The 18,916-nt window shown below is 54.7% G+C and carries 17 protein-coding genes and 1 other annotated feature; of the genes, 7 read left to right on the top strand and 10 right to left on the bottom strand.

Annotated features, from left to right (window positions below):
- Window positions 1-157: 157 nt before the first annotated feature.
- The 6 genes from FE783_RS26395 to FE783_RS26370 all read right to left on the bottom strand — a co-directional run bounded on the left by FE783_RS26395 (window position 158) and on the right by FE783_RS26370 (window position 9,516).
- Window positions 158-1,480 (bottom strand): glycosyltransferase family 39 protein, encoded by a 1,323-nt coding sequence (locus FE783_RS26395; protein WP_158302038.1) that lies wholly within the window; start codon window positions 1,478-1,480, stop codon window positions 158-160.
- 194 nt (window positions 1,481-1,674) lie between these two features.
- Window positions 1,675-3,180 carry a response regulator gene (locus FE783_RS26390; protein ID WP_138882360.1) on the bottom strand — a complete coding sequence of 502 codons (1,506 nt, stop codon included), beginning with the start codon at window positions 3,178-3,180 and terminating at the stop codon, window positions 1,675-1,677.
- Entirely contained in the window at window positions 3,158-4,891 is a 1,734-nt protein-coding gene (locus tag FE783_RS26385; RefSeq protein WP_138882359.1) for a cache domain-containing sensor histidine kinase, read from the bottom strand. The genes FE783_RS26390 and FE783_RS26385 overlap by 23 nt, the downstream gene beginning before the upstream one ends.
- A gap of 152 nt (window positions 4,892-5,043) precedes the next feature.
- Complete coding sequence (locus FE783_RS26380; protein WP_138882358.1) at window positions 5,044-7,155, bottom strand: ABC transporter ATP-binding protein; 2,112 nt, start codon at window positions 7,153-7,155, stop codon at window positions 5,044-5,046.
- Entirely contained in the window at window positions 7,152-8,954 is a 1,803-nt protein-coding gene (locus FE783_RS26375) for an ABC transporter ATP-binding protein (RefSeq protein ID WP_138882357.1), read from the bottom strand. The genes FE783_RS26380 and FE783_RS26375 overlap by 4 nt, the downstream gene beginning before the upstream one ends.
- A gap of 274 nt (window positions 8,955-9,228) precedes the next feature.
- Window positions 9,229-9,516, bottom strand: a complete 288-nt coding sequence (locus FE783_RS26370) for a hypothetical protein (RefSeq protein ID WP_138882356.1) — start codon at window positions 9,514-9,516, stop codon at window positions 9,229-9,231.
- Window positions 9,517-9,741: 225 nt separating this feature from the next.
- Here FE783_RS26370 and FE783_RS26365 point away from each other — a divergent pair, with 225 nt between their 5' ends.
- Window positions 9,742-10,725, top strand: coding sequence for a metal-dependent hydrolase (locus FE783_RS26365; protein WP_138882355.1), 984 nt, complete (start codon window positions 9,742-9,744; stop codon window positions 10,723-10,725).
- A 378-nt stretch (window positions 10,726-11,103) separates the two neighbouring features.
- On the opposite strand, the gene FE783_RS26360 is transcribed toward FE783_RS26365, so the two are convergent.
- On the bottom strand, window positions 11,104-11,328 hold the full coding sequence (locus FE783_RS26360) for an alpha/beta-type small acid-soluble spore protein (protein ID WP_138882354.1): 225 nt from the start codon (window positions 11,326-11,328) through the stop codon (window positions 11,104-11,106).
- 145 nt (window positions 11,329-11,473) lie between these two features.
- On the opposite strand from FE783_RS26360, the gene FE783_RS26355 reads away from it, so the two are divergent.
- Complete coding sequence (locus tag FE783_RS26355; RefSeq protein WP_138882353.1) at window positions 11,474-11,665, top strand: DUF5325 family protein; 192 nt, start codon at window positions 11,474-11,476, stop codon at window positions 11,663-11,665.
- 149 nt (window positions 11,666-11,814) lie between these two features.
- Here the strand turns inward: FE783_RS26355 and trpS are convergent, their stop codons facing one another.
- Both trpS and rpmG read right to left on the bottom strand, forming a co-directional pair.
- Window positions 11,815-12,798: a tryptophan--tRNA ligase gene (gene trpS / locus FE783_RS26350; protein ID WP_138882352.1), complete on the bottom strand. Its 984-nt coding sequence runs from the start codon at window positions 12,796-12,798 to the stop codon at window positions 11,815-11,817.
- A gap of 46 nt (window positions 12,799-12,844) precedes the next feature.
- Window positions 12,845-13,102: a binding site (T-box leader), on the bottom strand.
- A gap of 9 nt (window positions 13,103-13,111) precedes the next feature.
- The gene (rpmG, locus tag FE783_RS26345) at window positions 13,112-13,261 is read right to left on the bottom strand and encodes a 50S ribosomal protein L33 (protein ID WP_138882351.1); all 150 of its coding nucleotides are present in this window, start codon (window positions 13,259-13,261) and stop codon (window positions 13,112-13,114) included.
- A 242-nt stretch (window positions 13,262-13,503) separates the two neighbouring features.
- Between rpmG and FE783_RS26340 the strand changes: the two genes are divergently transcribed.
- The 5 genes from FE783_RS26340 (at window position 13,504) to FE783_RS26320 (ending at window position 18,212) form a co-directional block, all read left to right on the top strand.
- Complete coding sequence (locus FE783_RS26340) at window positions 13,504-14,034, top strand: MogA/MoaB family molybdenum cofactor biosynthesis protein (RefSeq protein WP_138882350.1); 531 nt, start codon at window positions 13,504-13,506, stop codon at window positions 14,032-14,034.
- Window positions 14,035-14,274: 240 nt separating this feature from the next.
- Window positions 14,275-15,207 carry a permease gene (locus tag FE783_RS26335; RefSeq protein ID WP_138882374.1) on the top strand — a complete coding sequence of 311 codons (933 nt, stop codon included), beginning with the start codon at window positions 14,275-14,277 and terminating at the stop codon, window positions 15,205-15,207.
- A gap of 57 nt (window positions 15,208-15,264) precedes the next feature.
- Window positions 15,265-16,176: a TIGR03943 family putative permease subunit gene (locus FE783_RS26330; protein ID WP_138882349.1), complete on the top strand. Its 912-nt coding sequence runs from the start codon at window positions 15,265-15,267 to the stop codon at window positions 16,174-16,176.
- A 107-nt stretch (window positions 16,177-16,283) separates the two neighbouring features.
- The gene (locus tag FE783_RS26325; protein WP_138882348.1) at window positions 16,284-17,240 is read left to right on the top strand and encodes an aldose 1-epimerase; all 957 of its coding nucleotides are present in this window, start codon (window positions 16,284-16,286) and stop codon (window positions 17,238-17,240) included.
- A gap of 18 nt (window positions 17,241-17,258) precedes the next feature.
- Window positions 17,259-18,212 (top strand): carbohydrate kinase family protein, encoded by a 954-nt coding sequence (locus FE783_RS26320; RefSeq protein ID WP_138882347.1) that lies wholly within the window; start codon window positions 17,259-17,261, stop codon window positions 18,210-18,212.
- 139 nt (window positions 18,213-18,351) lie between these two features.
- Here FE783_RS26320 and FE783_RS26315 read toward each other — a convergent pair whose 3' ends face one another.
- Window positions 18,352-18,849 carry a hypothetical protein gene (locus FE783_RS26315; RefSeq protein WP_138882346.1) on the bottom strand — a complete coding sequence of 166 codons (498 nt, stop codon included), beginning with the start codon at window positions 18,847-18,849 and terminating at the stop codon, window positions 18,352-18,354.
- Between the last annotated feature and the right edge of the window lie 67 nt (window positions 18,850-18,916).

The following is an 18,916-nucleotide window of genomic DNA, read 5'->3' as shown; positions in this document are numbered from 1 at the left end:
GTACGCTTTTTCCTTGCTGGCACCAAAAAAACAAACGGCACAGGGCTTTTTCCCATGCCGTTTCCAATTCCATTTTTATTCCCGGTCTTGTCTTTGAGCTTAACTTAATGACATTGGCCCCGGGCTCCGCTTTTTTTGTTACGTATGCTGTTAGCCATCAAACTCCCGAGCTGTAGGACGTCCGGTCGTCCCTTTTACGGAGCAGAGCCGGCAGCCGGATATATGCCGCTTTGACCAAGACAATGGCGAAATGAATGATTCTTTCCGCCCCGTATGCGACAATGATTACAGTAAACGGGATGCTGGGCGTCCTGTACCTGTACATTCCGTCTATGAAGAAAACGATGCAGAACATAAACACGGCGAGCACGAGCAGCCATACGACGGCCGTTCTCCGGAACACCCCGCTGACGATGGCGACGACGGTTCCCGTAAGAAACAGGAAGGTCGGGATCATATTCTTGGCAAAGGCGACTATGCCGCCGGTGCTCGACAGATCCGTCGTCCATACCCACCTTCCGAGGAAGGCGACCATTCTTTTGGCGTATAGAACGGAAATATGGTCCCAGTTGTTGACGATAAAGCTGATCGTCAGGCTGTTCATGATATTGATGTTGTAATCCGCCTTGAACGGGTGGTCGTGCGGCGAAGGCATGTCATAAATCCAGCCCTTGGCATAAATATTATACAGCACCTTCTTGATATTGAACTGCATCGACGATACGAGAGGATCCAGCTTGCCTCCGAGCAAGAGAAGCAGACCGGCGACGGAAACGGCAGCCGCGACGGAGACGAGCGCCACCCTGTACTTGACGATGAAGCCGACCAGCGATTGTTTCGGAACGTTTATCAAGACGTATACCAGAATAAAGAATACCGCCACGATACCGGTAGGTTTGAATACGAACAAGTACAACGATGAGGCGACAAACAGTATTTTGTACAGCTTCTTGGCGGACTCCATCGATTTCAGCAGCAAATACACGGTCAGCAGCAGCAAGCTGATGAAGAAGCTGTCGGATAAAACGTACATCGACCACAGCGTGATGCCCCAAGTATGATAGCAGTAAAAATAGGAGGCGATAATCGCAGTCGTTCGGTTGAACAGCATGCGGGCGATTTTGAAGACGAGAATAACGGACAGACCGGCCGTTACCGCTTGGATGAAGATGATCGTAATCGGATTCTCGAATATGGCGATAAGCAGGGCAAGCAGGAAATTATACCCCATGTACATCAGATCGTCCATACTCGTGCCGATCCGTTTACCCGCGATCAGCGCACGGGCGTATTCCAAATACCAAGTGGAGTCGGCGGCCTCGGGGAAGCTTTGTCCCGGCGATTTCAAGAAATAAAAATATTGCAGCCTCACCTTGAGCGACAGCAGCACGAACGGAATGAGGTAAATAAAGTCTTTGTCTTTGCAGTAGTGAAACACCCGGATCAGAGCACCTCTGCACTTGTCATAAAGTCGGTACATTTCGTTACACGCTCCATATGGTAAGATGACCGCGCTCGTTGTTGATAACGTTTTCAGTATTATCATATCGAGCGATGAATGAAGCGAAAATAGACAAATCGCAGTTGTATATGGACGATTTCATGTTGCCGGGTTAAAAAAGAGAAAATTCCGCAGCCTGCCGCGGCTGCGGAATTTCCAAGGAACCTGTTCGATTATCGCCCGCGGGAATGGGCATATTCGGAAGGCGACTGTCCGGTCTGCTTCTTGAATACACGGCTGAAGTACAGCTGGTCCTGATAGCCGACCTCGCTTGCCACCTGCTTCAGCAGCAGATGCGGCCGCTCGTCCATGATCCGCTTCGCTTCTTTGATCCTGAACTCCAGCAAATATTCCAGAGGCGTAACCCCGATTTCCCGCTTGAACAGCACGCTTAAATAATTGGGTACAAGCCCGAACTCCTGCGACAAGCTTTGCAGCGTGATCGATTCGCGGAAATGTTTCTTCAAATATTGCTCCACCTGTCCGACGATCGTATCCACTTGCTCCGATTTGACGGCCAAATCCGGAGATTCGAACAAATCGTGGAACAATAAAGAAATGTTGTGCTTCAGCTCGGCATAGCTAAGCGAGTGGGAGACGAGCATTTCCAGATCGATCTGCCGCTCCAAGCCGGGATCTCCAAGCTCGGCCAGGATGCGGAACAACGTTTGCTGGATGACGTGTTGGGTCGCTCCGCCGCTTTCCCAACTCGACAGCAGGGCATTCAGCTCATCAGCGAACAGCTCATACCGTTTCTGCTCGATAACCTCCATCACCTTCACCGTTTCCTTGGCGAACCTCCGCTTGGCATCCGGCTTCCTTAATGTGATCTCCTTCAAATGCAGCATATGCGACTTACCGAATACGAGAGAGTTCAGCAGCTCCCTCCGCAACCGCTTGCTCGTGGCGTACAACTGATGCAGCGCCACACCGGATGCGGCCACGATCGTCACCGGCTTTTTCCGGCTCTTCATATGGTCCAGCAGATCGTCCAAGCAAGCCCGCATGCGCGATTCCGCATCCGGATCGTCCGCCGCAAGCAGAATCAGCTGTTCATTCGGCCGTTCCCCATTCAAAATCCACTCGCGGATGTCCCGCTCCTTGAATCGTTCCGAGCAATCGGCGAACAGCGGGGACTGCCATAGTCCGTCTCCGGGATACATATCGGTAACCCCGTTAATATAAGGTCCGACACATACGAGAAGCAGAGCATATCGGGAATATTGCAGAGTGGAAGGGCAGTTGTCCGCGGGCACTCCCCTCAGCAGCAGCTCCAGAGCTTCCCGCTCCTTGCCCGTCATGAGCTGCCTATGCCTCAGCTTCAGCCTTTGCAGCAAATCCTGCAAATCATTGCCCGTCGCCGGCTTGAGCAAATAATCCGACGCGTTCATCAGCATCGCTTCACGAATGTATTCATAATCCGAATAAGCGCTCAGTACGGCCGTCAATAAATCCGGCTTCCGCTTCTTCGCCTCGCGCAGCAGCTGCAAGCCGTCCATCCTCGGCATTCTCATATCCGTGAGCAATATGTCCGGATCGAACTCCTTCATGATATCGAGAGCCTCAACTCCGTCATAGGCTTCCTCCACGACGGAGCACTCACCGTCCGCCTTCATGATGAGCTTTTTCATCCCTTTGCAGATCGCCACTTCGTCGTCAACCAGCAATATTTTCAACATCGGCGTTTTCCCCTGTCTCCAGGCCTAAGGAAACGGACGCACCACCGGCCTCATTGTTGGATAGCGTGAACTGCAGCTTATGGCCGAACGTGTGGAACAATCGGGTGTACGTATTGACCATGCCCATGCTCCCGCCTTCCGAATACAGGTTGATCCGCCCCAATTTGGCCCGGTTTGCCGCGAATTGCTGCAAATAGTCGGGGCTGAATCCTTCCCCGTCGTCCTGAATATGAACGCTCCAGCCGTTGTCCGCGACCGATACGCGAAGCTCGATGCGCCACGGGTATTTTTTTCCGGCGAAGCCGTGCTTGACGCAATTTTCCAAGAAGGGCTGGACCGACAGCTTCGGAACGCGAACGGCCGTTAAATCGCCTTCGACATGGACATCGATGATCAGATGATCCCGGTAACGCGTCTTCATAATATCGAGATAATTGAGCGAATGGTCGACCTCTTCCTTTAGCGTGACGAGCTCCCGGCTGTCGTACGTAATATAACGGAGCATCTGCACAAGCTCGCTCGTAATCTTCATAATCTCGTCGTTGCCGTCCTCCATGCCGAGCATGCCGATCAGAGTCAACGTATTGTACAGGAAATGGGGGTTCATCTGCGCCTGCAGGGCGACGAACTGGGCCTGCAGCTCGCGGGAATGCGCCTCTACCGCGTACCGCTTCGATTCCTCCATCCTCTCCAGCATGCTCCTGAACGCGTGGTACAGATGAACGATTTCATTGTGGGATTCACGGGTGTCCATCGTGGCGAGCAGCTTCTTCAGCTCCTCGTTCGCGCGCGCATCCCCGGGCACTTGCGCCATCGCATGGCTCAGCTGAACGAGCGGCTTGGTCGTTCTGGACGTAAAGAAGTAGACGATGATCAGCGAGGCGAGCGACAACCCTCCGGCTATCGCCGCCATCCAATATCCGGTTTCGCGAACGGACTTGAGCATCAAATCCATCGGCTGGGTCACGGCGACCCGCCAGCCCGCATGGGCGATCGCGCTTTCCGCGGTTACGTCCCCGCCCGACGGAAGCTGCTGCGGGGTAGTCGGATAAATGATTTGACCATTCTCGTCATAAAGAAACACTTGCTTGCCGTTGGCCGTAAGTTTGCCCTTGAACAGCGCCGCTTCCATATAAGAGTATGGAATTTGGATTTCGATCACCGTGCCGGGCACTCCGCTGCGAATGACGGATACGATCATTTTGCCTTTCGAATCCCAGTCGTCCCGGTGAGGGGGCAAAACGAGGAGCGGCTTATTCTCCAGCTTATTGAACCAGCCAAGCTCGGAAATCTTCTTCTTCAACTGATCCCGGTTGTAGGAAGAAGTCGCCCCGAACGTCAAGAAGAGACCGGTATCCTTCATGATCGATATGCGGTTCAAGCTGTCCGGATCGATATCCAGATCGATCCGCATCTTATTGAATACGCTGATGACCTTGTTGTTGGAATTGTTGTCGGGCGTCTCCTTCATCCAGCTTTCGATCGAAGGATTGGAAAGCGCATTCGCGGCCAGACTGTCCGCCGACGCGATTACGTTGCTCAGACGCTCGGCCAAGGTTGTCGCTTCCCAATGAAAAGACCGGGATAGCGTCTGGTAGGCGACCGATTTGTAATAATTGTACAAGACTGCGTACGAAAGCGGTATGACCAGAAATACAATGAGCGAATAGATCGCAAACAGCCGGGTCAGAAGACTCCACTTCTGCAGCATAGGTTACGGCTCCTTCTTGTCAGTTATGTAAATCTTATCACCGGCAAGCGGAATCTGTAAAATAAAAAAAGCTGCATATGGCGCGCGCAAACAAAACAGTCCCGGGAACGCGACTCCCGGGACTGTCTCTTGATTTTTTTGAACGGGCGGTATTACCGCGCATCCGGCATCTGCCGCCGTTCCTTGTACTGCAGCTCGAACAGCTTGTAATAATATCCTTTTTGCGCGAGCAGCTGGTAATGGTTCCCGGTCTCGCGCACTTTGCCTTTATGCATGACGATAATTTGATCGGCATGCTGGATCGTGGACAGCCGGTGGGCGACGATCAACGTCGTCCGGTCTTTCGAGATCGTCCTCAGCGCATCCTGCACGACCAATTCCGTCTCCGTGTCGATATTCGACGTCGCCTCGTCCAAGATCAATATTTGCGGACGGAACACGATCGCGCGCGCGAACGACAGCAGCTGCCGCTGACCGAGCGACAAATTGACGCCGCGTTCCCCGAGCGGGGTGGCGAAGCCTAGCGGCTGCTTGCGGATAAACGACTCCATATGCACCATGCGCGCCGCTTCTCTCACCTGCTCGTCCGTAATGCCGGATTCGTTCAGCCGGATATTCGAGGCGATATCGCCGTTGAACAGGAATACGTCCTGCTGCACGACGCTGACGGCCCGGCGAAGCTGTTCGAGCGGAATATCGCGGATGTCGATGCCGTCAAGCCGGATTGTCCCTTTCTGAATATCGTAGAACCGGTTGATCAGTGAAATGATCGAGCTTTTGCCCGCGCCTGTCGCTCCGACGAAGGCGATCGTCTGCCCCGGCTCGATCTTGAACGATACGTCGCGGAGCACCCATTCGCCTTCATTATAAGCAAACCATACATGCTCGAATTCGATCTCGCCGCGCACCTGCTTGGGCATTGCTTTCGTCACTTCCGCATCGACGATGGAAGGCTTCTCGTCCAGCAGCTCGAAGATCCGCTCCGCTCCGACCATCGCCGTCTGGATCTGGTTGTATTTCTCGGCCAAGCTCATGAGCGGGTTGAAAAATTGACGCACGTAATGAGTAAAGGCGTATACGATACCGAACGTAATCGTTCCGTCCAATACGGAGCCTCCGCCGTACCAGATCAGCAGCGCAATCGCCAAATTGCCGAGAAAGCCTACGGCAGGCTGGAAAATTGAGTTGATGATAACCCCGCGCAATCCGGCTTTGAAATGCTCCCCGTTCAACTGGCGGAACTGCTCCAGCTGCCGTTCTTCCCGGATGAACAGCTGCGTGATGCGGATGCCGGATAAATTTTCCGCCAGAAACGAGTTCAACCGGGACAGCAGCAGCCGCACGGTGCGTTGCGCCTCGCGGACGACGATCCGGTACCAGATCGTCATGCCGATCAGAAGCGGGATGACTACGATCATGAGTGCGGTGAGCTTCAGGCTCATCTGCATCATGATGACCAGTATGCCGAACAGCACGATAATGTCTTTGACCAAATTGACGATGACCTGCGAATACAGCTGGTTCAGCGTCTCCGTATCCTGCGTGACGCGGACGACGAGACGTCCGACCGGGTTGCGGTCGAAGAACGAGGCGGACATCCGGCTCAAATGCTCGAACAGCTGCGAGCGGATGCGGTAAATGATGTGCTGTCCGGTATATTGCAACAGGTTCGTCTGTACGTAGTTCAGCATCGCACCGCCGACTACCGTAATGAGAAAAAACAGCCCTAGCGTCAATAATCCGCCGGTATCGCGCTCACGGAACTTCGATACCGTATCTTCGTCGAGCTCCTTGGCCGGATAAGTTTGTCCGTCCACTGCGAGCTCGGTTGCACCGCCGATCTGCCGCACTTCCGGCTTAGCCTTCGTATCGGGCCAGCCTTCGGTCAAAAACTGCGCGCCGCCGATTTCCACGATTTGCGCTTTACGCAGTCCGGCATCGGGGATAGCCGCAGGCTCGCTTGCTTCCGCGGCGCCGATTCTCACGTAAGCGGTATCGCCGATTATGACCGGCTTGCCGTAAGGCTGAAGCCGGTCCGCCTTCCCCGCTTCCGCCGCATACATCGGCTTGTGCAGACCGTTGATGTGATCGTCGATCGCGATCTTCATCAAGTAAGGGCGGGCCAGATCGGACATGACGATCAGAAAGGCAAGGCCGATGCAAAGCGTGATCATTTTCCAATGAGGCACCGCGTAGGCGAGCATTTTCTTAAGCAGTTGGCCGTCCTTGATGTCGACGACCGCTTTTTCCGCGTGTATGCTCATCCCGCTTTCCCTCCCGTTGCGACCTTCTTCTCCGCTTCCCATTCCCGCTCCTGCTGCCGCGTCGCTTCTTCCAGAAGCTGCTTATGGTACATGTCGGCGTATATGCCGTTTTGGGCCAGAAGCGACTCATGGGTTCCCCGCTCGACAAGCTCCCCTTCCTCCAGCACGACGATTTGGTCGGCCGACTGTACGGAAGAGATGCGGTGTCCGATAATGATCGTGGTCCGATTTTCCATGATCGTGTCCAGCCCTTCCAGAATGCGGTCCTCGGTCTCCGTATCGACGGCGGACAAGCTGTCGTCGAAGATGAGGATCCGAGGCTTCTTGATGATCGCCCTCGCGATGCTGACGCGCTGACGCTGGCCGCCGGACAGCGAGATGCCCCGCTCGCCTAGCGCCGTCTGGAACTGGTTCGGGAATTCCACGATGTTGTCGTATACTTGCGCAAGCTTCGCCGCCTGCTCGACTTCCTCGTCGCGGTAAGGCTTCGGGTCGAAGCTGATGTTGTCGCGAATCGTCGTGGAGAACAGGAATTGGTCCTGCGGAACGATCCCGATATGACCGCGCAGCACCTGCAGCGGAATTTCGCTTATTTCGCGCCCGTCGATGAATACGGTTCCTTTCGGCGGGTTGTACAGTCTGACGAGCAAATGGACGAGCGTGCTTTTCCCGCTCCCGACTCTGCCGACGATCGCAAGACTCGTCCCTTTCGGCACCTTGAGCGAGATGTCGCGCAGCGCGGGCTCATGGGATTCGGGGTAGCAGAACGACAGCCCGCGAATTTCGATTTCCCCGCCGATCGACTGAATGGAAGGATCGGCATTCGAATCGTCGGCTACGTCCGGCCGGGTATTCAGTATGGCAAGCAGCCGGTCTTCGGAAGCTTTGCCACGCTGCATCGTGTTGACGACTTTGCCCAAGTTCTCGATCGGTCCCATCAGCAGCGACAGGAATGAGTTGAACGCTACGAATTCGCCTAGCGTGATCCGGTTATTCAGCACCATGATGCCGCCAAGCACGACCGAGACAAGGAAGCTGATGCCGACGACGGCGGAGCTGAGCGCCCCGAACAGCGAGTTCGATTTCACCAGCTTGCGGTTCATGGCGACCGCATGTCCGTTGTCTTCGCCGAACAGACGAATTTGCTCCTTCTCCTGCAGGAACGACTTGACGACACGAATGCCCGCGACGAACTCCTGAACCCGGCTCGTCAAATCGCCGATCGCTTCCTGCACGTTCGTCGATTCTTTCTGGATGCGCCGCTTGAACCGGTATGCCAGCACGCTCAGCAGCGGCAGCGGCAGCAATGTCAGAAACGTCAGCAGCGGATCGACCGATGTAACCATCGTCACTACAGTAATCGATATCAGCACGACCGCTTCCAGCGTGTTGAATATCCCGTTCTGGGTAACCTCGCGAATAACGCTGACGTCGCTGATCGCGTGGGACATCAGATCGCCTACCCGGCGGTTTTTGAAATAATGGGTGGACAGCGTTTCCCAATGCTTGAACAGCTCGTCGCGTATGCGCATATCGAGCAGTCTGGATAACCGGAATAAAAAAATCCGCGAAGAAGAACGGAACATGGCGATCCCGACACCGGCCAGCACCATCCATAGCGCGAACTGCAGCGCCTCCTTGTAAGTCAGCTCCGACATTTCCAATTTGTCCGTGAACGCTCCGAGCAGCGTTGGAATGACGAGCTGCAGGACGCTGGCAATGGACAATAATGCAAAGCCGAACAAGTAGGAGTAGCGGTGCTGTCTGATGTGCTTCCCTATAATAGACTTTCTCTCCATCCCTTCTCCCCCTTGGGTTTGCTCGCGGCAAACAGTTGCGATAAGAATCCTAAGTGTAAGCTTACATAACCGCAGAGGGAGAAACCATGGATTTACATGCTGGAAATAATGGACTATCCGATCATAGCGGGACTTGGGGGATTTTCTAATCCGGTTCCAATATATGGATCCAAACTCTCCAAAAAAGCGGCGCTCGGTTTGTGCGGAAACAAATAAAGCCGTGACCGGACAACAACCGCTCCCATACTATACCCGTAAACATACGGAGCCGTTGCTACCGCACCGACCGCTGGAAGTACCAAATATGGACTTTGGCCGAACCGCCCGGAACGAAGTCGGCAAGCTCCGCCCATGGCGATTCCGGACTTTCCTGCCGCGATTTCTTGAATTCCCGGTATTCGTCCGGGCCGAAGTCCCGCCACAGCTCGACGAACAGATCGGGCTGATCGGAGCCTTCGTACAATTCCAGCCGTGTTTCGGCCATGGTGAGCGTTTTGAACCATTGTAAGTATGCCTCCCGTTTTTCCGGGAACACTTTATATTCGACGAAAACAATGCCCATTCGATTCACCTTTCTTTGCAGCGCCTGAAATTTCTTCGAAATGATTTTTTTATCGTTAAAGAAAATCTCGGTAGCCTAATCTGATGGCTAACACGATTTTCTTTACCAAAAAAATCTACATCTGATCCGCGGTCGTACTTCCGAGAAATTTCTTCGAAATGATTTTTTTATTTTACCGGATATCGTGTTATGATAACAAGGAACACCGATGAGGAGGAGACACACTTGGATACAGGCACGCATCTTGTAGTCGGACTCGGATTAGCCGGATTGGCTTACGTCGATCCCGTCGTTGCCTCGGATTCCGCCTTGGCGACAGCCGTACTGATCGGCACCGTGGCCGGCTCCCAAGCGCCGGATTTGGACGGGCTTTTACGGTTTCGCAGCAATGCGTCTTACATTCGGAACCATCGCGGAAAGTCGCATAGCTTGCCGGCCATAGCCATATGGACCGTCTTGATCACGCTCGTGCTAGCCGTTTTGTTTCGTGGCGTTTCCGTACCGCATCTTGCACTGTGGGTATTTATAGCCGTCGCATTTCACGTGTTCAGCGACTTGTTCAACACTTACGGGACCCAGGCGTTTCGGCCTTTCACGGAGAAATGGATTTCGTGGAACATTATTCACATTTTCGATCCGGTCATCTTCTCGAGCCATTTGATCGCGATTTTCATCTGGTCCGTACATTTGGCTTCGCCCGCCCAAATATTCCCGGTGCTTTACGGCTTCATCGCCATTTATTACGCGTGGCGCACGCTCGTGCATTCGGCAATCGGCCGCCGGATCAAGCTGCAGGACCCGCATTACGATCCGGGGCATCGCTATATATGGATACCGACCATCCATTTGTACACGTGGAACGTAGTGAAAAGGACGGCGCCGAACGACTACACGCTCGGAGAATTCCGCAACGGCAAGCTGCGGTGGGTCGATAAGGCGCATTGCCACGATCATCAGGCCGTAGACGCTTCGAAAAGCCATCCGGACGTGCAAGCGTTCTTATACTTCACGTCGACCGCATGCGCGGAAGTGAAGGAGCACGGGTGGGGCTACGAAGTCCGTTGGACGGATGTACGATACCGCCACCGCAAACAATATCCGTTCGTCGCCGTCGTGCTGATGGATAAACAATATTTGCCGATCGATTCCTATGTCGGCTGGCTCAGCGAAGGACGCGTGGAGAAAAAATTGAAAATCAGCACCTACTAGCCCCCGGACCCGGGGGCTCTGCTTTGAGGACATTTCGTGCAAAAAAAGAAAAACGCCTATCGTCGTATTTCTAGGATGAGCGACCGCGGTTTAGCGGAAGTTTATTCTTGGTAAGGAAAGTCTCACTTCACTTTAACGCTTTAGCGAAGTTAAACTTTCCTTATCGATAAGAAAAGCTTCGAATCGAAGCCTTTTCCACGATGAATGACCCTGCGTAAGAGGTAGCTTTTCTTGGTACAGAAACTCGCAGTTCGCTTTAACGAGGCATTGCTTCACAGCTGTATCACTTTAGCGAACTTAAACTTTCTGTAACGTTAGTAAAGCTCAAGGGAGCTTGTCCCTTGAGCTTTTTCAAACGCTTATTCGAAAGAAGAGGTGTTATCGAGCTCCGCCCGAAAGTTGTTGTTCGGCGATTTGCACCAAACGACGGGTGATGTTACCACCGATCGCACCGGTGTCGCGAGTTGCCATATAACCCATGTAGCCGTCTTGCGGAATTTGGATACCCAATTCTTGAGCTACTTCGTACTTCAATTGATTCAGAGCCGCGTTTGCTTGAGGAACTACCAGTTGGTTGCTGCTGCGGGATTGTCCAGTTGCCATAATAACGTGCACTCCTTTCAAATCTGCGACTGTGTCTTTGATGTATTTTGCAAGCTTGCAAGCTTATTATGTTACGTAGAACAAATAATATGCATCGATTTTATAAAACTTTTGAAATCGATCCTAGAACTCGGGGTGACTCTGTATGAACCGTCCGCTCGCGCTATTGTTCGCCGTCATCGGCACTGCTCTTCTGGTAGGCATAGCGGCTGCAATCAGCTTCGGCAATATAGCGGCCGTCTGGCTCTGCTCGATCGGCTCCGTCGCTTTCATCGGCTTCGGCTTTATGCTCAAAGCGAAGCTTCGGCGTAAAAACGAAAGCAATCCGCCAAAATAAGGAAGCCACAGCATACGAAAATAACCCCACAAAGTGGAGCCTTACTTCGAAGCTTATTCCAATTACTTTGCGGGGACCCCGAAATTTATAAATTCCATATAGGTAAAAAACCCGTAAACCGGCACTTTCCGGCTTACGGGTTTTTCGGGTTACGGCATTACGAAGCCCATCTTCTCTTTCGCCTCGCGCACGGTACGGTTGGCGATTTCGGCAGCCTGTTCGGCGCCCTGACGCAATATAGACCTCAGCTCGTCCGAGGCGCGGATATCCTTGTATCTTTGCTGCAGCGGCTCCAGCGTGCCGACGACGGCTTCGGCCAAATCTTTCTTAAACGGCCCATAGCCTTGTCCTTCGTACTTCGCTTCGATCTCTGCGATGCTTACATTCGCGCAGTGGGAGTAGATGCTCATCAAATTGCTGACTTCCGGCTTGTTCGCCGGATCGAACTTGACTTCCCGGCCCGAATCGGTGACGGCCCGGCTTATTTTTTTCCGGATCACGTCAGGCTCGTCCAGCAGGGCGATGTAGCTGCCCGGATTCGGGTTGCTCTTGCTCATCTTCTTGGACGCGTCGTCGAGCGACATAATGCGGGCTCCGACCTGTGGAATGTAAGGCTCGGGAACGATGAACTGATCGCCGTAACGCTGGTTGAACCGATGCGCCAGATCGCGCGTTATTTCCAGATGCTGCTTCTGGTCGTCTCCGACCGGCACGAGATCGGCATTATAGAGCAATATATCCGCAGCCATAAGCGCCGGATACGTAAACAAGCCTGCACCGACCGATTCTTTCCCGGCCGACTTGTCCTTAAATTGGGTCATCCGCTCCAGCTCACCCATATAGACGAGCGTCGTCATGAGCCAGCCCAGCTCGGCATGTGCCGGAACGTGGGATTGCAGGAAGACGCTCGCTTTCGCCGGGTCGATGCCCGCGGCGATGAAGAGGGCGGCCACCGCTTCGCTCTGCTCCCGCAGCGCTGCCGGCTCCTGCGGGACCGTGATCGCATGAAGATCGACGACCATGAAGAAACAATGGTGATCGTGCTGCAGCTTGACGAAATTTTTCATCGCGCCGATATAGTTGCCGAGCGTCAGCTGACCGCTCGGTTGGATGCCTGACAATACTCTTTTCATTCGGTCGACTCCTCCTTTTACTTGGATAAAACAAAAAACCTCCGTCGCAAGGGACGAGAGGCCGTGGTACCACCCTAATTTGTTTTCCGCCGCCGCTCCAAGGCAACAGCCGGAAAACCTTAGTCGCTCCGATAACGGGGAACATCCGTTCTGCCTACTGTATACGCCGGACGAGAATACCGGCGCAGGTTCGGCATCATGCTCCAGGACCCATTCGGACGTTCGCTCCGCACCGGTTCACAGCTTACACCGGCTCTCTGCAGCGGGTTAACGAATGCCTACTTGCTCCTGTCATCGCTTGCCCATTCCCGAATTAGCGGGTTTCGCGGTGAATAGTGTATTTCTTCAGGCGAGGGCAATATTTTTTCATCTCGATCCGTTGCGGATGAGTTTTTTTGTTCTTCGTAGTCGTATAATTGCGATCACCTGTTTCGGTGCACGCCAAAGTGACGATAACGCGCATCGTATACACCTCCTTTGCAAGTCGAACGCCAAAAAGCCGCAAAGTTTGCGGTCCGGTCCGCAGTGTTTCCATGATTACAGCATAACACTTATAATACCAGCAAAGCCGTCCGCAGTCAATTCCGGAAATGGCCGCAAGCCATGCCCATAGAGGGAAGCCGGCAATCGCACCGCTTGTCCGCAGACCGCGTAAGCGGGTATATTCATCTTATACGAATTCGCGTTCAAGGAGGAGTCCCCCATATGTCCGAAGAAATCCGCTCCGTAGAGGAGCATCGCAACGAAGCGCCGTCGTCCGTACGCTGCATGATCGTCACCGTATCGGATACCCGTACGGAAGAGACGGACAAGAGCGGCCGGCTCATGCGCCAATTATTGGAAGAGGCCGGATATTCCATCGTCGGTTACCGCATCGTCAAGGACGAATACGAGCAAATTCGCGAGCTCGTGCGCCTATCCGCCGAGAACGATGCGATAGAAGCGATCCTGCTGAACGGAGGCACCGGCATCGCGAAACGCGACACGACCTATGAAGCGGTGCGCGATTCGCTTGACAAGGAAATGCCCGGCTTCGGAGAAATATTCCGCTATTTGAGCTACGCCGAGGATATCGGACCTGCCGCCATACTAAGCCGGGCCGTCGCGGGCGTGCGGGGCGATACCGCCGTATTCTCGATGCCGGGCTCCTCGGGCGCGGTCAAGCTGGCGATGACGAAGATCATCGTACCCGAGCTGCGGCACGTCATGAGAGAAATTTATAAAGACCGCAAATGAGGTTGGGGCGGTCATAACGGCCGTAAGCCCGCTAGCGCCTTGCCGATAGGCGCCGGCGGGCTTTTTGGCCATGCCCCTCAACCACAAATACATGTCCTAACGAGCCCCTCGTCCGCATACGTTTAAATAAAGTTTGTCTTCGGATTAGGAGGAATAGGCTTGCATACGCTGCTAAGAAACGGTCCTTTCGGAGCCGGGCTCGCGTGCCTCGGCATACTCGCGCTCATCCTCATCCGGGACATGCCGGATATGAGCGCCTTCATCGCCGCTTTCCCATGGGCCAATTTCAAAACGATTTTCATCAGCATCATTTTGGAGGCCGTTCCGTTCGTCCTGCTCGGAGTGGTGTTCTCCGCTCTGCTGCAAGTGTTCGTGTCGGAGCAGACGGTGCGCCGATGGACGCCCCGGAATCCGGTACTCGGCGTTTTGTTCGCCTGTTCGCTCGGCGTCCTCTTCCCGTTGTGCGAATGCGGCATGATTCCGATCGTACGCAGGCTGATGCGCAAAGGAATGCCCGTCTACATCGCCGTGACGTTCATCCTGGCCGGTCCCGTGCTCAATCCGGTCGTATACGCCTCCACCTATATGGCATTCCGTTCCCGGCCGGAGATGGCTTACTCGCGAATGGGACTCGCCTTCCTCGTTGCGGCCGCACTCGGTTTGCTCGTGTACGCTTTCGTGAAACGCAATCCGCTTCGTCCGGAGCTCCCGGCTAGTCAAGGTCATTCGTATGAACATGGCGGCCATATTCATACGGCAGGCAATCCGAACAAGCTGCTATCGACGCTAAGCCACGCTTCCGACGAATTTTTCGAGATGGGCAAATATTTGATTTTCGGCGCCATGCTCACGGGCATCATCCAGGCGGTCGTCACCCGGGAAAGCCTCGTCGCGATCGGGCAAGGGGAGATCAGCTCCCACCTGTTCATGATGGGCTTCGCTTACATCCTCTCGCTCTGCTCGACGTCCGACGCCTTCGTCGCTTCATCGTTCGCCACCACGTTTACATCCGGATCGCTGCTCACCTTCCTCGTATTCGGTCCGATGATCGATCTGAAAAACACGCTCATGCTGCTGTCCGTATTCCGGGTCAAGTTCATCTTGACGCTGACTGCCGTTCTTGCCATCGCCGTTCTGGTCGGCTCGCGAGTAATCGAGCTGACTTTCCTGTAACCGCCCGGCTTCGTTCCACCCATACCCCCTTCGCCGATTGGAGTTGAAAACCGCCGTATGAGCAATCACGGAGCTTGGGTTCATCCCTCGATCAAAGCGCTGCTATTGTTCGGCTTCGCCGTCTACATCGCCTATCTGGTCAAATCCGATCGGATTCTGTATTACATCTCCCCGCGGATGGTGCTCTACGTCAAGCTGTCCGCCCTCGGGCTGTACGCCGCCGGAGCTTACCAGCTGTATACCGCCGTATCGGCCTTCTCGGGAAAACGCCAAAGCTGCGACTGCGGACACGATCATTCCCATTCCGGCCCGATCTGGAAAAGCACACTCGTATACGGATTGTTCGCATGTCCTCTGCTGCTCGGGTTTCTGATGCCGGATACGTCGCTAGGCAGCGCGCTTGCAGCCAAAAAAGGAATGAATCTGAACAGTGCGGCAGCCGTCAAAACGTCATCTCCTCTGTCCGGACCTTCATCTTCGCCGCCGTCCCCTACATTCGCTGCCGCAGCTTCCGACGCCCGGCTGGAATTGCTGTTCCCGTCCGATGCTTATACCGAAGCATTCGCCAAGCACGCCCGCAAGCTGTATAAGCAGGACGTCGTTGCGGTTCCCGAAGAGCTGTATATCGAAACATTGACGACACTCGATCTGTACGCCCGCCAATTTACCGGCAAAAAAGTCAAGCTGAGCGGCTTTGTCTACCGGGACGAAACGATGAATGCCCGCCAATTCGTGATCGGACGTTTTTCCGTCCAATGCTGCTCCGCCGACGCCGCCCCGTTCGGCGTGCTGGTCGAATCGGACCGCGCGGGACTATACGCCGGCGACCAGTGGGTCGAGATCACCGGCACGATCGGCACGACGAAGTTCGACGGCTCGGAGATTATGGTTGTCAAAGCGGAGCAAATCGTAAAAATCCAGCCGCCGAAAGAACAATACGTGTACCCGAATTACGATTTCGGTGCGTGATGAGGCAGCGCTCGCGACGGTGCGGCAAATTTGATAAATGACAGCCCCTTATCCGTTTGCTACAATGGAAGGCGTGAATTCCGATCCGAAAAAGGAGCGAGCGCGCCATGGCAACAATCCGTCAGCAACAGTGGGACGGCACCGCCGTCTATACATTGGAGAATAGCAATTATACTTTATCGGTCATACCCGAAATCGGCAGCAACGTGTACCGGCTGTGGGATAAAGTCGCCGGACGCGACGTCCTTCGCGCACCGGACAGCGTGGAAGCCCTGCGTCAAAAATCGGTCCATTACGGCATCCCGGTCCTTATTCCGCCGAGCCGGATCCGGAACGGATCGTTTCCGTTCAACGGCAGGACTTACCGATTCGAGAAAAACACGGCCGACGGCCAGCATCATATTCACGGCTTCGCGCGCCATAGACCTTGGCGGGTGACCGACACGGCGGCGGAAGGCGACTCCGCTTCGATTACGACGGAGTTCCGCACCGCCGACTTTCCCGAGCTTGCAGACCAGTATCCGCACGATTTGACGGTTCGGCTGCGCACCGAAATTCGCGAGGCGTCGCTCATCCAGACGTTTACGTTTCGCAACGGCAGCGCGGAGCCGGCCCCGTTCGGCTTCGGCCTGCATACGTGGTTCATGCTCGACGGCGAACCCGAATCGTGGACGCTGAAGCTCCCGGTCGAAGACATTTGGGAGCTGAACGACGAGCTGCTGGCAACAGGAAACCGACTGCCGCTCGGCAAGTACGAGAAGCTGAACGAGGGCGTTATCCTGAAAGGGCAGAACATGGATATGGCGTTCCGGATCGGCGATCGCCCTGTGGAAGCCGTATTGTCCAAGCCGGGATATACGATCCGGTATCGCGGCAGCGAGCCTTTTACCCAATGGGTCGTATACACGAAAGGCGAAGCGGACGATACAATCTGCGTGGAGCCGCTGACATGGACGCCCGACGCACCGAATCTGGAATCGCCCTCCTCCTTGACCGGCATGCGCGCGATCGAGCCGGGAGACGAGCTGGAGCTTACGATAGCGCTCGATATTGAAAGAAACTAAAGGGAGAGAAAACCGACAATGAGTTTAGCGGCAGCGGTCATCGGAACCATCTTTATCGATTGCAAAGGCTTTGCCAGAGACGCTTATATCCCGACAGGGCGAAACTTGGGGAAAATCCAGTTCGTGCACGGCGGCGTCGGACGGAACGTAGCGGAAAATTTGGCGAGAATGGGCGTTCCTACCCATTTCGTCTCTTCGGTCGATGCGACCGGACTCGGACAAGAAGTGGTGGACAGGCTGAACCGGACGAATGCGGATACCCGGTACGTCGCTTCGGCCGAACAAGCAGGGATGGGCATGTGGCTCGCCGTGCTCGATCAGACGGGGGAATTGGCGGGCTCGATCTCGCAAATGCCGGACCTCTCCACGATGGAACGCACGATCAACGAGCATGGGGACGAAATCGTTCGGTCCTCGTCGCATATTTTGCTGGAGCTCGATCTGAACGCGAACATTTCCAAGACGGTGCTGGAGCTCGCTCGCCGTTACGGGAAGCCGGTCTACGGCATTCCCGGCAACCTGGACGTCATCTTGAACTATCCCGAGCTGATGAGCTCGCTTACCTGCTTCATTTGCAACCACGTAGAGGCGGAGCGGCTGATCGGAGTGCCGGTTCACGAGCTGGACGAAGCCGGACAGAAAGAAGCGATGCTTACCTATATGCGGCAAAACGGCCTATCCGCTCTCGTGGTTACGCTGGGAGCTCAAGGCTCCTTATACGCTAATGCCGAGACGGGCGAGTTCGGCTCGCAGACCGTATTCCCCGTAGTCGTACAAGATACGAGCGGTGCGGGCGACGCCTTCTTCTCGGGCACGTCGATGGGGCTCATGCACGGCCTTCCGCTGAAAGACGCCGTCGTATGCGGCACGAAGGTGGCCGGCTGGACGATCGAATCGCCGGAAAACAACTGTCAGAAGCTGGACACTTTGCTGCAGACGGACGAAACGATTCGAAAGCTGCTAAACCCTTAAGATAACCCCGTATAGCGGAAACTTGCTCCGATGCTTATTCCAAGTACTTTACGGGGACACCGAAATTATAATCCTTATACTCAAGGCCGGCCCCGAACTTCGGGACCGGCCTTGTGCCTTACGAGCGGGCGCCATACGCCTATTCCCTTGAATCTGCGCGCTTCAGCCGCTCCACAAGCTCCCGCACGACCGGAACCGTATCGGCAAAGTACGGCCTGTAGTCGAGCGGAGCGACGAAGTCGAGAAACGTATCGCCGAGTCCGATCAACTGCCGCCTGCACTCGGCCAGCGATACGGCATACGATTCGTGTTCGCGATACGATCCGTCCTCCGCTTCCTCCACCAGCGTCCATTCCGCCTCTTCCCCGTTAACATGCTTGACCCGGAACGAATAAGCCCGGCATTCGGGATCGCCGCAGCCGCATACGAAGAAGGGCATTCTCCCCCACTCCCCGGCCCCGGCCCACCGGTAAGGCGTGATATTTTCCAAGCCGCTCAGCAGAAGCGCGGGCAGCCCTACATCGACGCACATCGGCTCCTCGATTACGGCCTCTCCGTCAATGACGAGGCGTACGTCGGCCTGTACGATTTGCAGTCCTTTATCGAACGACAGCCGGTTCACTTGCAAGTCGAACATGAGCTCCCCCCCTCCCTTTTTTTTCTGCAGTCAATCCCATTTTCGAATTGGTCCAAATTTCCAATTT

The sequence above is a fragment of the Paenibacillus mesophilus genome, from assembly GCF_005938385.1.
GTDB classification, from domain to species: domain Bacteria; phylum Bacillota; class Bacilli; order Paenibacillales; family NBRC-103111; genus Paenibacillus_AB; species Paenibacillus_AB mesophilus.
Note: the sequence above shows the minus strand (reverse complement) of the source record. Positions and strands in the feature narration are given on the sequence as shown.